The sequence below is a fragment of the Pseudanabaena sp. PCC 6802 genome (assembly GCF_000332175.1).
Lineage (GTDB): Bacteria > Cyanobacteriota > Cyanobacteriia > Pseudanabaenales > Pseudanabaenaceae > PCC-6802.
Window position 1 is genome coordinate 622,689 of sequence record NZ_KB235914.1, and the last position, 12,924, is coordinate 635,612.

At 46.2% G+C, this 12,924-nt stretch carries 15 protein-coding genes; 10 read left to right on the forward strand and 5 right to left on the reverse strand.

The annotated features are described in order from the left end of the window. Window positions 1–1,024: 1,024 nt before the first annotated feature. The 8 genes from cysE (at window position 1,025) to PSE6802_RS0108270 (ending at window position 5,932) form a co-directional block, all read left to right on the forward strand. Window positions 1,025–1,723, forward strand: coding sequence for a serine O-acetyltransferase (cysE, locus tag PSE6802_RS0108235; RefSeq protein WP_051050617.1), 699 nt, complete (start codon window positions 1,025–1,027; stop codon window positions 1,721–1,723). A 10-nt stretch (window positions 1,724–1,733) separates the two neighbouring features. Next, the gene (locus PSE6802_RS0108240; RefSeq protein WP_026103165.1) at window positions 1,734–1,988 is read left to right on the forward strand and encodes an Asr1405/Asl0597 family protein; all 255 of its coding nucleotides are present in this window, start codon (window positions 1,734–1,736) and stop codon (window positions 1,986–1,988) included. A 218-nt stretch (window positions 1,989–2,206) separates the two neighbouring features. Next, window positions 2,207–2,752: a DNA starvation/stress protection protein DpsA gene (gene dpsA, locus PSE6802_RS0108245; protein ID WP_019499576.1), complete on the forward strand. Its 546-nt coding sequence runs from the start codon at window positions 2,207–2,209 to the stop codon at window positions 2,750–2,752. Window positions 2,753–3,228: 476 nt separating this feature from the next. Then, entirely contained in the window at window positions 3,229–4,362 is a 1,134-nt protein-coding gene (gene nifV, locus PSE6802_RS0108250; protein ID WP_019499577.1) for a homocitrate synthase, read from the forward strand. Next, the gene (locus PSE6802_RS0108255) at window positions 4,343–4,621 is read left to right on the forward strand and encodes a nitrogen fixation protein NifZ (RefSeq protein WP_019499578.1); all 279 of its coding nucleotides are present in this window, start codon (window positions 4,343–4,345) and stop codon (window positions 4,619–4,621) included. Before nifV ends, PSE6802_RS0108255 begins: the two co-directional genes overlap by 20 nt. Continuing rightward, window positions 4,618–4,824 (forward strand): putative nitrogen fixation protein NifT, encoded by a 207-nt coding sequence (gene nifT, locus PSE6802_RS0108260; RefSeq protein ID WP_019499579.1) that lies wholly within the window; start codon window positions 4,618–4,620, stop codon window positions 4,822–4,824. Before PSE6802_RS0108255 ends, nifT begins: the two co-directional genes overlap by 4 nt. A 37-nt stretch (window positions 4,825–4,861) precedes the next feature. Further along, window positions 4,862–5,458 carry a (2Fe-2S) ferredoxin domain-containing protein gene (locus PSE6802_RS0108265; protein ID WP_019499580.1) on the forward strand — a complete coding sequence of 199 codons (597 nt, stop codon included), beginning with the start codon at window positions 4,862–4,864 and terminating at the stop codon, window positions 5,456–5,458. Window positions 5,459–5,503: 45 nt separating this feature from the next. Further along, window positions 5,504–5,932 (forward strand): ArsC/Spx/MgsR family protein, encoded by a 429-nt coding sequence (locus PSE6802_RS0108270; protein WP_019499581.1) that lies wholly within the window; start codon window positions 5,504–5,506, stop codon window positions 5,930–5,932. A gap of 291 nt (window positions 5,933–6,223) precedes the next feature. On the opposite strand, the gene PSE6802_RS0108275 is transcribed toward PSE6802_RS0108270, so the two are convergent. The 3 genes from PSE6802_RS0108275 to PSE6802_RS0108285 are packed head-to-tail and all read right to left on the reverse strand — an operon-like array spanning window position 6,224 to window position 7,730. After that, on the reverse strand, window positions 6,224–6,562 hold the full coding sequence (locus PSE6802_RS0108275; RefSeq protein ID WP_019499582.1) for a hypothetical protein: 339 nt from the start codon (window positions 6,560–6,562) through the stop codon (window positions 6,224–6,226). A 28-nt stretch (window positions 6,563–6,590) separates the two neighbouring features. Next, window positions 6,591–7,202, reverse strand: coding sequence for a cysteine dioxygenase family protein (locus tag PSE6802_RS0108280; RefSeq protein ID WP_019499583.1), 612 nt, complete (start codon window positions 7,200–7,202; stop codon window positions 6,591–6,593). Window positions 7,203–7,229: 27 nt separating this feature from the next. After that, a complete protein-coding gene (locus tag PSE6802_RS0108285) occupies window positions 7,230–7,730 on the reverse strand; it encodes a hypothetical protein (RefSeq protein WP_019499584.1) in 501 nt (166 codons plus the stop codon). Window positions 7,731–8,263: 533 nt separating this feature from the next. Between PSE6802_RS0108285 and PSE6802_RS0108290 the strand changes: the two genes are divergently transcribed. Continuing rightward, on the forward strand, window positions 8,264–9,844 hold the full coding sequence (locus PSE6802_RS0108290) for a helix-turn-helix domain-containing protein (protein WP_019499585.1): 1,581 nt from the start codon (window positions 8,264–8,266) through the stop codon (window positions 9,842–9,844). Between the two features lie 107 nt (window positions 9,845–9,951). Here the strand turns inward: PSE6802_RS0108290 and PSE6802_RS0108295 are convergent, their stop codons facing one another. Next, window positions 9,952–10,821: an aldose epimerase family protein gene (locus PSE6802_RS0108295; RefSeq protein WP_019499586.1), complete on the reverse strand. Its 870-nt coding sequence runs from the start codon at window positions 10,819–10,821 to the stop codon at window positions 9,952–9,954. A 272-nt stretch (window positions 10,822–11,093) separates the two neighbouring features. Here PSE6802_RS0108295 and PSE6802_RS0108300 point away from each other — a divergent pair, with 272 nt between their 5' ends. Then, on the forward strand, window positions 11,094–11,924 hold the full coding sequence (locus tag PSE6802_RS0108300; RefSeq protein ID WP_019499587.1) for a universal stress protein: 831 nt from the start codon (window positions 11,094–11,096) through the stop codon (window positions 11,922–11,924). Between the two features lie 219 nt (window positions 11,925–12,143). Here PSE6802_RS0108300 and PSE6802_RS0108305 read toward each other — a convergent pair whose 3' ends face one another. Continuing rightward, on the reverse strand, window positions 12,144–12,833 hold the full coding sequence (locus tag PSE6802_RS0108305; protein ID WP_019499588.1) for a DUF1995 family protein: 690 nt from the start codon (window positions 12,831–12,833) through the stop codon (window positions 12,144–12,146). Between the last annotated feature and the right edge of the window lie 91 nt (window positions 12,834–12,924).

The window sequence follows — 12,924 nt, forward strand, 5'->3', positions numbered from 1 at the left end:
GAGGGCATCTAAACACTTCAGCTACCAGGACGCAATTGAATATTGTTCTGTATTGAAGACTAAGTGTTCGAGCGGCTTGTTAAGTAGGTTATATCAGTAGGCCAATGAAGGGAATTTCCAAGAGCGCAAATCAGAGTTATTGATATATTAAGGATGTACTCAATAGATAAAATCTTTGACCTGCAAGCATTCCAAAAATATTTTGGGATAAGGGTACTGGTATTTTTGCGAATGGGTTCTAGTATTTTCGCATGGGGGGGCTTGCATTTCTGTACTCAGGCAAAACCCAGTCCTAGCATAGATTTGACTGGATTTTCATGCATCTCTCGCAAATCGCGATTTAGTACTCAAAATAAGGAAAAGACTGGAGCAGACTCACTTAATTTCTACTCCAGGGAAGATACAGAAAATTTTTCTGTATCTAAAATAGCACTTTTTGAATTTAATGCAAGAAAATTTTTGAACTTTTGATGACAGACCGTATCAACCTCAAACTTCAGAGAAGTTATAAAAATATTTTCTGTATCTAATGTAGCATTTTGGGAACTTAAGTGTTAAAGTAGAACCGTTTGATTGAGACCTGGTATATGTTGCTACAAACCTACTAAAAAATATTCCATAAAGCAAGTATGTGAGTACATTTTTAATCTTCTCAAAACAGATATAAAGAAAATGTTAAGCCCTTATCTGGTATGGGTTAGGGGATGAGTACATAAATACTCGTACCCTCACCTCCAAATACCTGTATCTCAAGTGTAAAATACTCGTACCCCCACCCAAAAAAATTCTCAAAAGCTTGATATTTTTGATTTGAGAAGCTTTGAGTACATTCTTAATAATTCTAATATCTTCAATCGAACCCAACGATCGCAATCGCAGCGGTGCCACCTGATATAAGCAGTAATAGCTATTTATACTGCACTTACACCGCAATTCCATGTCACATCCTAATCTCGTCGCCAGTCCCAGTACATCTGCAACTAACTCTATGACAGAGAGTGGGGTGAATCGTATTTATTCACTCATGGATGATATTGACTTTGGCGATCGCATAGAGTCGGAAACTAATTCCCTACTCTCTACGGTCAAGACATTGCTGGTAGATTTTCGTATTATCTTTAAACGCGATCCCGCTGCCAAGAATTGGCTGGAAGTACTGTTCTGCTATCCAGGGCTGCATGCCCTGTTTATGCATCGCATTGCCCATTGGTTGCATAACCTCAGCATACCATTCATGCCGCGCTTGATGTCTCACCTCGCCCGCTTTTTGACAGGCATCGAAATTCATCCCGGTGCCAAAATTGGGAGGGGTGTATTTATCGATCATGGTATGGGTGTCGTGATTGGAGAAACTGCGATCGTGGGAGATTTCGCGCTAATCTACCAGGGAGTAACCCTCGGTGGCACTGGCAAAGAAAGCGGTAAACGCCACCCTACCATCGGCAGGCATGTGGTTGTGGGTGCAGGAGCAAAAGTCTTAGGCAATATTCATATTGGCGATCGCGTCCGCGTAGGTGCTGGCTCCATCGTATTGCGGGACGTACCGACTGACTGCACGGTAGTGGGCGTACCGGGTCGCAATCTCTGCCGTTTGCCCGAGCGTTTTTGTCCGCTCGAACACGGACAAATGCCCGATGCCGAAGCTAGTGTAATTCGCGCCTTATTGGAACGGGTTGAACAGCTAGAGCGACAACTGCAAACCCTAACTAATGAGAAGAATTGAGGTGATCGCGATGTTTCAGCCTTCTGATTCTAATGCCCTGGTTGGTCAAATTGTCAAAATTGCACGGAGCGATCGCTGGCAGGTTTATCGTCGCTTGCAAGAGTTAACGATTCCCTGTTGGTGTCCGTCGGACGGCTCGCTATGGGTAGAGATAAATCATAGTATTGCTGCCATTCTAGTTCGCAGCACGATCGAGCAATTTACGGCCTCGCGCCAAGAATTGGTGGATTGGCTAGAACGCTGTTGGGATGCTGAAGCAACGTGATGCGTGCTTCCCTCATTAATCGCTAGATCGACAACTATAGCGGTTTTCAGATGAAAACGAGAAGGGGGTTGGGGGCGTTGCCCCCAAGAAGGGGAGGCAGGGCGGTCTTGGGGGTTCCCCGCTAGAGCCACTGCCGTGTGGCACCCCTTCACCCCGTCAATAAAACCCGTTCTCAATTGAAAAACGCCATATCACTTCAACTATCAAAGGAGAAAACGATGACCCAGTTAACGTTTGTACCGTTCGGACAAGTACAGGATAATGCTGTGGGATTGGGACTTGAGGTTACAGTTCCCATTTGCGAAGGACTGAATATTGCCTTGGCGAGCTATCAAGCTCTTTACCTCCAATATCAAAAACATCACTTCGTCGTGGATGGCGCTGAGTTTTATTCCCTCCACGAGTACTTTCAAGAAAGCTACGGGGCAGTAGCAGGACACGTTCACGCCATAGCGGAAAGGTTAAATGGTCTGGGCGGTACGCCAGCAGCCAGTTTTGCAAAACTCGCAGAGTTATCTTGCGCTCCCCAGGAGCCCGATGGAGTTTTTTCAGCGCGAGAAATGGTCGAACACGATCTGCAAATGGAACAGGCTATTCTGGATTTACTGCGGCGACAAGCAGTACAGGCTGAAAGTATCGGCGATCGCGCCACTCGCTATCTGTACGAAACCATTCTCTTGCCTGCGGAAGATCGCGCCTTCCATCTCGCTCACTTCTTAGCAGAAGACAGCCTGACTGTAAGCTTTGTATCGTCTAAAAAATAATCCGAAGTATCTGCTAAAAACTCACACTCGTTCGGCGATTTGCTACTAAATGGACGATCGCCGACTATTAAATTCTAGGAGGCTACTATGCTTACACTACTCTCTGCACTCAGCATGTTCGCACTTTACACATGTGCATATACATTTGCAATTTACCTCGCGGTAAAAATTCATCCAGAACCTCACTCCAAACCTAAACTACGAGCTAAGTAGACAGCCAATGACAATCTGTTGTTGTAGGGGCAGTTTTTTGACAGGTGCTGCTAGCAAAAAAACAGCATTTAGCTAAACCTTCCCCTACTGCCCTTAAATGTATGCCATCAAGTTATATAGCGGTTTTCAGATCAAAACGAGAAGGGGGGTGGGGGCGTTGCCCCCAAGAAGGAGTTCTACCCCTTCACCCCGTCAATAAAACCTGTTCTCAATTGAAAAACGCTATAGAAGCATCCCAATTTTGCAATTTCCTCGGAGCAGACATGAGTCAAATTCATATCAACGATACAACTCTGCGTGATGGCGAACAGGCTGCTGGTGTTGCCTTTAACGTTGCGGAGAAGGTAGAAATCGCAACTTTTTTAGATGAGATCGGCATTCGCGAACTCGAAGTAGGTATTCCCGCGATCGGGCAGGAAGAAGCAATGGCGATCGCTGCGATTAACGACCTGGGATTAAAAGCTCAACTATTGGGTTGGAATCGCGCTGTGAAATCCGACATTCAGGCTTCGATTGCCTGCGGGTTGAAACGCGTGCATATTTCAGTGCCCGTTTCGGAAGTTCAGATCGCAGCTAAATTTCACGGGCAGTGGCGCGTGATGTTGGATCGCCTGCATGAAAGCATCGCCTATGCGCTCGATAGCGGGCTGTGGGTGGCTGTGGGAGGAGAAGATTCCTCTAGAGCCGATGAAAACTTCCTCCTGGATGTGGCGTTATTTGCCGAACAACAGGGTGCATCGCGGTTCCGTTTTTGCGATACAGTCGGCATTCTCGATCCATTTACAACTTACAGCAAGGTTCGCAAACTGGTTTCAGAATTATCTATCCCAGTGGAAATGCACACGCATAACGACCTGGGTTTGGCTACTGCTAATGCTTTAGCTGGCATTAAGGCTGGAGCTATATCTGTTAACACAACTGTCAATGGTCTGGGTGAAAGAGCCGGTAATGCTGCTTTAGAAGAAGTGATTATGGCTCTCAAACGGATTTATGAAATAGAAGTGGGAATTGATACTAAGAGACTATTACGACTATCTCAATTGGTAGCTAAAGCATCTAATCACGAGGTGCCACCGTGGAAGGCTGTGGTGGGAGAAAATACCTTTGCCCACGAGTCGGGGATTCACGCTCATGGCGTATTGAAAAACCCCGTTACCTACGAACCTTTCGCTCCCGAAGAAGTCGGTTGGGAGAGGCGCTTTGTGGTGGGCAAGCATTCAGGACGGCATTTGGTGCTCGATGCGCTCAAACAGCAGGGTGTTAATGTAGGTTCGGCAGAAACTCAGGTCATCTTAGAAGCAGCGCGCAGCTTATCCATTAAGCTAAAGAGGGGCCTGACTGCTGACGAGTTGATCGCCTTAGTGTCGAAAGGGAGGTATGCTCGTGCTCAGGGATGAAATAGAAATTGAAAGCCCACCTGTATTTGAGATCGGTGAAAAAGTACGGGTTCGCAAGCTAATTCGCAATGACGGCACGTTTCCCGGTCAGGAAATAGGAGCAACGCTGGCAAAAAAGGGTGACGTTGGCTATGTAGTTGGGATTGGCACGTATCTACAAAGCTCCTATATTTATGCCGTGCACTTCATAAGTAGAGGATTTGTTGTCGGTTGTAAAAAGAAAGAACTTGAAATCGCAGAGGAAGGACAGGGAACATGAAAGTAATGCTTCGCAACAATTCCGCAGGTAAGTTATTAGCTTACGTGGCGAAGAAGGATCTAGAAGAAGAAGTAGTGAATCAAACTTTTGATGCCAATGGAGCCAGAATCTTCACCCTGTCTAATGGTTGGGAGTTAGCGATCGCGGATTTGGCAGATCCCTTAACTCTACCGCAGACTGTGGAAGCAAGGCGACTGGCCTGAACGATTCAAGCAAACTGAGCCGTGGAGGAACAAAAATATGGGCAACTCTAACTATCAGCAGCCCTGGCAATTTGAATTTGAAGGGCAGTTTTTAGGTTTTGACGGTCATGCCGGCGATAAGCTGAAGTATTTACGTCTTAAATTTCTTGATGAGACGGTGCAGGTCAAGCTGACCAAAGATTTACGCCATTTTGCCAGATTTAACCTCAGTTTAGGAGAGCGCATTCGCATCACGGGTTTAGGAAAGCTAGATCCCGAATCCGGGGATATAAAGCTCAAAGCCCAACAGATCGTACCTACCGACTGTCTTAACTGCCCCTCTGCCGAAACGGTCGAGCAAATTGCAGTGCAAGAGCCGACTGAGACAGAAATTCCGACTATCTCAACTAAAGTACGGACTATTTTGGTATGTCACAAGTCTAGTTGTCTCAAGCGCGGCGGCAAGAAGCTGTATCATGCGATAGAAGATGCTCTGCGCGATCGCGGCTTGCTAGGCAAGGTAGCAATCGAAACTACAGGCTGTCTTAAGCGCTGTTCGTCTGGCAGTCCTAATCTCATGTTTATGCCTGGGAAAAAGCATTGTAGTGGAGTCAAATTCGGAGATATCCCAACTCTTTTAGAGAAACACCTTTAGGTTGCGTTTGGAATATTGAAGTATTGAAATATTGAAATACTAGAGATGGCAACTGTAATTTTCTACGAAAAACCTGGCTGCATCAATAATACCAAACAGAAAGCTCTACTCAAGGCGGCAGGGCACGATCTGGAGGTTCGCAACTTACTCGCTGAGACCTGGACTGCCGAGAGCCTGCGATCGTTCTTCGGTCAGTTACCCGTCGCCGATTGGTTCAATCGCTCAGCTCCTAAGATAAAGTCTCAAGAAGTAATTCCCGAACAGATCGATACTGAAACTGCGCTATCATTGATGCTGCAAGATCGGTTGCTAATTCGTCGACCTTTAATGCAAGTAGGCGATCGGCGCGAGGTGGGTTTTGATGTCGATCGAATAGACAAATGGATCGGTTTGCAACCTATCGATGCCTCTCAAAGATCTAAAGTTGAAGATTTAACCCATCAAGACTTACAGACCTGTCCTAACAGTCATTAGATAAGTTATTTGTGAAATCTTAGAGTTATCTGCCATCTCATACCAAATCCTGGGTTGCCAACCCCCTTTTAGGAGATTTCTAGCAAATAAAATCCACTTAGGGGCAGGTTTTGCAGTTTATCTTCGGTTAAAACCATCAGGATTGGGCAAAACCTGCCCCTACACCTAGGTATATTGTTTCGTAGCAATCTCCTTACTTGAAGTCCGCGCAGGCGAACTTTGTTTGTGTAGCTGCGACTTCCAGTCGTCAGGCAATATTAAGGGTAATTAATGCGGATTTGGTATCGCTCTCTAATTTCGCAGTAAAAGATGCAGCTCCAACCAGAAGCGCGGGTCGGTGTACTTGAGATTAGACATTGGATCGCGTAACAGTCGCGTGGCGTTGATACAAACCACTTCGACTAATCCCATATTCTCTGCTATTTCCCTAAGGGGATACTTATGCAACTGCACGGCAGCCATCAGATCTTCGGGACAGTAAATCCCAATATATCGGAAATGTTTGCGACTAGTCTTAGAGTAGGCGTTAATCGCTCTGACGCAACATCTTTGTAGCAATACACCTATTTGCGGATAGAAATCCTCCACAACGGCAATGAATTCACGTGCTAGCTGTTCTGAAGTAAACATAATGAAGCGATCGCTCGACGGAGATCGACTAGAAATTTCTCGCTGTATGATTCACAGGATCGAACTCAAAGCGCTGTGAGTGAGTGGTTTCACCGTAAATATTAAAGGCGATCGTAGGCTCCACAGATACTGCTTCTACACTGTGAATAGCATCAGGCGTAAAACTTATTATATCACCAGGATGCAGAATTTTCTCTTCTACAAGTTCAATTTTACAATCGAATTCTGAGTTTGGAGTTCTGTGCCAAAATGAATTTTTCTCTTGACCTTTTAATATGGCAATTACCCCCCAGGTACCGTGATTGTGAATTGACGATTTTTGCCCCTGCATCAATGTTTCGGTCTGTACGGTGAGGGGAAAACCTATTTCGTCATAGAGCAGCAAAATGGCATCTCCCTTTTTAGGCGAAGGTTCTAAGTATTGAGTTTGCAGCCAGTAGGAATTAATTGTCAACTTCCGCACCAGTTTGCGGATAGTGGGCAGGCAATCCACTTCGCGATCGGCAAGTTCTAGCGCATCCTCTACCTCCGTAAGGAACCTGTAGAATCGATAGTTCTCTTTGAGCAAATCCCACGATCTAGGCGATTTGCAGGCTCGACAGCAGCCATCTGCATCTACGTGCCAGTCGCGATTTTGCATAGGTTCTAAAGATTTATATTTGCGTGATTATTCATCTTCTTCCTCGGGCGGACGGGTCAGAATATCCAGTACGAGGGAAGCTCCAAATTCATTGCGATTGTCAACCTCTTTAACTTTATTGGCAATCTCCTTAGCTAGTTCGGGTTCCCCCAGTCTTGCCAACATAAAACCAGAGGCCGTATAGGCATTCAGGTACAGGCGGATCGCAGGATCTTCTTTGCGATCGAGCAAAATGGGTTTAAGTTCTTCCCAGCGATCGGGTAAATGCTCTGAATTTATCACCTTGTTGATGACTCTACGAGCCATTTTAAGCGCCAGATCGTTGCTATTCTTGTAAAAAAAATAGCGATAGGCAGTTACTAAAACATCTACACTATCGTTATTGGTAGCATTGTCGATCTCCAATGCTTGGTTAATATACTGTTCGGACAGAGTCCGATCTTCCCAAGATTCTGCTGCCAGTACCAGCAAGCGTTTGATATCTTCAGGGACTGCGTACCAGGAAAATTTTTGTTCGAGAACTTGCATACCAATAAAGCATTCTATCTCTATTGTTTAATTGTAATCTAATTCTTAGCTTATAGACATTAAAAAATCCCAGATTGGCGATCGCAAAATGAGAAGAGCAATAAAATCTCTTTACTTCACAATCAAGTAATTCCGCCAGCGAATTTAAGAGCTGAAAATGTTTGCCGCAAACAAATCAATCTAAATTTATTTTGCTTTTTAACGCATTATCAAAAATGCAACCATTGTTACCAAATTCGAAGCTGAAATGGTTATACCATATGAGTTTTAAAAATTGTTAAAAAATTATTAATTGGCTCATACTGGACAATATTACCTGCATATTTCTATTAAAAGTGTATTGTTAGCGATCTTAACTAAATTAAGATCGTTAGCTAATTTAGAATTTTCTAGTTTTAATGTCGTGTAATTATGTTATCAATCGATAACATATAGGCTGATAGCAAAAACTTTCCAGTGACGCATCCTTCTGAGTTCAGGTTATTTTATCTTTTGTTCCAGCTTAATTCAACCGATCGAAATAGCTTAATGTCATGGCTTATAGTATTACAAACCAATGTGTTGGCTGCGATCTTTGCCGCCCGCAATGTCCCACTGGAGCTATTAAAATTGATAATGGTCAATATTGGATCGACTCCACCCTTTGCAACAACTGTGAAGGTTTTTATCCAGAACCTCAATGCTTGCTGACCTGCGAAAACGATACTCCTGTACCATATCAAGCCAAAAAAGGTAGATATAAAGCTGATGTCAGGCCCATAACCAGTCCCGAGATTTTCTCAAATGGTGTTAATAGTCCCTTTGCCTCTGCAATTGCGATCTGGGAACTCTGTAATGTTTTGACTCAACGGCGATCGCTGCCCTGGCAACAGGAGACAGATAACAATCTTTATTACAAGCGCTCCGTTAAACAAGGGCGTAACAAAATTGCCTTTCGAGTTACTGACGAAGCCAGCCTCAACGCGGAAGCAGTGCTGGACGGACTTGACATCCGCTCGGCTTGCATGCATTTGATTTATGCAGCATATGCTACAAATTTAGAGAAACCTTGGGAAGAGGAGATTATTATCAACGATCGTCAGATTGAAGAATATCTGGGATTGGACAAGCGCAAGGACTTGAGCAAAATAGCCAAATTGGCCTTGATCAAGGAATTGGCGCAGCAACCATGCCAAATTCAGGTTAGTCTGGAATGGGCTCAACAGGGTAGAGTCCCAGGATTTTCAGTGGAGTGGAGTCATTTATGGCACATGCAAGAAATCCAGCATCACTTTCAAGAAGACGATATGGGTTGCCGACACCTGGTTGGTTTGACCTTCAGAGTAAAAGCAGGGAAATGGTCGCAACATTTTCTCAATCAGCAGGGGTATAAAGAGGGAAACTCTTTCTACCAGTATGGTAGTTTACCCAAGTCGCTTCTCGCAGCAGTAATGAGACTCTGGCAACAGCATGAAGGTGCAGTACGCATGATGTTATGGTTGTTGTTCAAAACCAAAATGGGTCTCGAACAGCGCATTACGGTGCCAACTCTAATGCGGGTTGCCTATGGAGCAGATAAAATTGCACAGATAAGTGGCGATCGCGAAAGCCGCAAGCGCCTCGTTCGTGCTTTTGAAAACGATTTAGAAGCGCTCAGCCACTACGGACTAATCCCAATATTCGATCCACTAACCTATCCAACTGAGATTCAACCACTATGGGCTAGATTGCAAGATATTCCCGACGATGCCGAGTCAGCTCTGGAGTTCTGGGTTAATGATGGGAGTAAGGATAGAAGGTTAACCGATGCTAGCCCGCGCGGTAAATGGAGTCGGTTAATGAATGCTCGCATTTTATACTTTGAGTTACCGGAGGGATGGGAGCATCAAGCAGAGAAAGAGAAGAAGAAGCAACGCAAAGTCAGTAAACCTCACACAGTAACGTCAATAGCCGATCGGATGAGTCTTTCCAGCGAACAAATTCACATAGCACGCAAAGATTTGGGCTTGAGCCAGAGAAAGCTGGCGGAAATGACGGGTAAAAGCCAAAGTTGGATTCGCGATATTGAAAGAGGTCGCTTTAAAGTTAAGTCAGAAGATCTGGCTTTATTACAGAGAGCGCTAGGACAAGCATAAGGGCACATATACTTCAGCGAAAAGTATGGCCAGGCTGAGGACGGGGTGCAGGGGTTCCACCCCTGCGTGTCGGGTAACAGCCCCCACACCCCCTGTAACCCCATGCTTTACCCAAATGTCGCCGCGAGACTAAAACTTGCATCTAGACTAGCCTGAGGCGCGAGCTGAATTAAGCGATCGCCTGTATTCATCGCATTACGGGCAGCCGTCCACGGTTCCAAGCAGTAATAGTCCTTGCCCTTGACTGTCCAAAAGACCAGGGTGGTGAAAGATGATGAGTAGTTAAGACTAAGGCTTAAATTTTGGTTGCGATCGCGCACTGTCGTTGATGTGGAGGGAAAATCGAGAAATGCCACGTCAACCTGGTCTAGATCGTAGTCGAAATAACCTGGATAAGGCTGAGCCGATTGGGTGATATGATCCCACAATTGCGTGGCGGTTAGATCGAATTGCAATTGCCGCTTATCTGCTACTGCAAAGTAGGGATGAAAACCCGCTGCAAATGGCATTACCGATTGCGAGAGGTTAGTATATCGTTGCTGGACGGTCAGACGATTGCCCTGGAGTTGGTAAGTAAAAGCAACTTGAAAATCAAAGGGATAGTTGAGGCGCGTCTGGGCATTACTTTCCAGGACGAGCGTCAGACTGGCGCAATCGTCAGTCGATCGCGCTGATACTTGCCAAGCTAGATCGCGAGCAAAGCCATGCTGCTTGAGCTTATATGCCTGACCGTTATAGATATAGGTATCGTTGGGCAGGTTGCCGCAAATTGGGAAGAGAATGGGGATGCCGCCTCTGATGCTGAGCGATGGGTCGGCAAATCTTTCGGTATCCATGTATAGAATGGGCTTGCCGCCTACTTGCCAACTGGTAACGATGCCACCCCGCTCTGGAACGACTTCAATGCTTGACTGCGCGCTCGGATCGGTGAGGATATAGGTCTCGAATTGTCTTTGCTCGACTGCGATCGCAAACATAGTGTTTCTGTAATTAAGGGAATCAGGTATACCCAATCTTTAAGATTATCAACAATTTGCCAACAAAGACTTCCAGTTGTTATTGACTCAAACAATAATTGATATGGCCGTAGACAGATCGGTTAGTACAGGGGGTGTGGGGGCTGTTCCCCCACGCAGGGGAAGCAGGGCGATCTTGGGGGTTCCCCCCTAGAGTCACTGCCGTGTTCCACTCCTGCACCCCGTCCTCAGCCTATTGGCTATAGCTATAAAAATTCGCTAGGTGAAGACAAATGTTTGAAAAAATACTATTAGCGGTAGATGGATCGGGGCGATCGCGGGAAATGATGAATATGTTGTTGCAATTACCCAGCATGCAACAGTCCCAGATCACCGTATTGCACGTCATTCCTATACCTGCTAGCCGAGACGGCTTGACCGAGTATCGTCTGGCGGGCGAGCGGGTTTTGGAAAAAGAAACCAATAGTCTTAACGTAAGTTCCGGTAACTCCTTTGTATCAGTACTCAAAGAAGGCGACCCCAAGGATGTTGTTTGTAAAGTAGCTGAAGAACTCAGCCCTAGTTTGCTGGTTATGGGTTCGCGAGGCATGGGACGTTTGCAAGCAATCCTGGCCAATTCCGTCAGCCAGTACGTGTTTCAGCTCTCGTCCACACCTATGTTACTGGTTAAGGATGATGTTTATATCAAAAGCATCAGGAATGTAATGGTAGCAGTGGATGGAACGCCGGCTTCCGAGCAATGCCTGGATCTAGCCCTGAATATGGTTAGCGATCGGGAAGATGTTGAAATTCTCCTGGTGCGCGTCACCAAGTCAACTTCCACCAATGACTCAGATCCGGTGCTGGAGAATGCAGCGAATAAGGCGAAAAGATATAACGTGCCCTGTCGAACATTCCTGCGTAGTGGCGATCCTGGGCGCGAGATTTGCAATGCTGCTGATGAGAGTGGTGCGAGTTTGTTGATGCTGGCCTCTCCAGATCGTCGCCCCTCGATCGCCAAGAATTTACCCGATCTCGATCGATTACTCGGTTCTTCCGTATCGGACTACGTGCGCGTCAAAGCCCCTTGTCCGGTACTGCTAATCAAGCCGACCGCAGATTAGTCGATCTTCGGTTGCCTCGTAAATAAAATATCCGTAGGGACAATCCCCCCGACAGCGTTACGTACCCTGCTTACGAAGCGTTTCCGAAGGAAATAAGGAATCGCCCCAAGGCAGGCACAGGGGCACAAGGCAGGCACGGGGCACAGGGCAGGCACGGGAAGCGCAGGCAGGCACGGGGGCACTGCCCCTACGACGACGATCTTGCAGGAATCGACTGTGCTAGCGTCCTAAGGCATTGAATAGTTCCTGCATGCGATTCATAAAGGACGATCGCTTGCCGGTAGCCTTCATGAAAATGCGATCGAGATCGTCGCTGTTGGGGCGCTGTTCGCTCTCAAATATCATCTTCATTTCGGTTTCGCCGTGCTGCCACACCTGCCATACTTGAGGATAGCAACGCCATAATGCCCCTTGTTCTAGGGGTAGCACGTAATAGCAAACCTCAAAAGTAGATAAAAAGCGATCGCGCATTTTACGCGTCGATAGCCCTAAACCCACTTCGCTATTTTCCAGGCGAGGATTGAGTAAGAGAAAGGGGCGATCGCCAGCTAGTTGTAGCAACTTCTCAACGCGATCTACTTCGACCGAGGTAGGTGCTACTAGCAAAAATGCTTCGTCCTCATCGCGGATTGCGGCTCTACCTTCATTGACACCGCGCATGGAAATATCCATATCTGCCCAATCGCGTTTTGCTAGCGCGGCAGCACCCGCGTCGGAAAATAAGGCTTGCCATGCCTGTCCGTAACGCTCTTGCCACGCTTGCGCAAAATAGCGAGCGATCGGCATGGGTTTGAGTTCGGGGAAGTGCAGGTCTACCAGGAGGCGACGATGCCCTTCTGCAATGGCGGTAAATGTGGCAGCGATCGCCTGTTGTGCGGCTTCTTCAATGGAATCGGGTAAGTGGGTCATGTTAAATCAAGCGTTAAATATTGCAATTATCGTAGTATCTACAACAAAAATGGTCGAGGATTCAAACCATCCTCGACCGCAAATAAGTCTA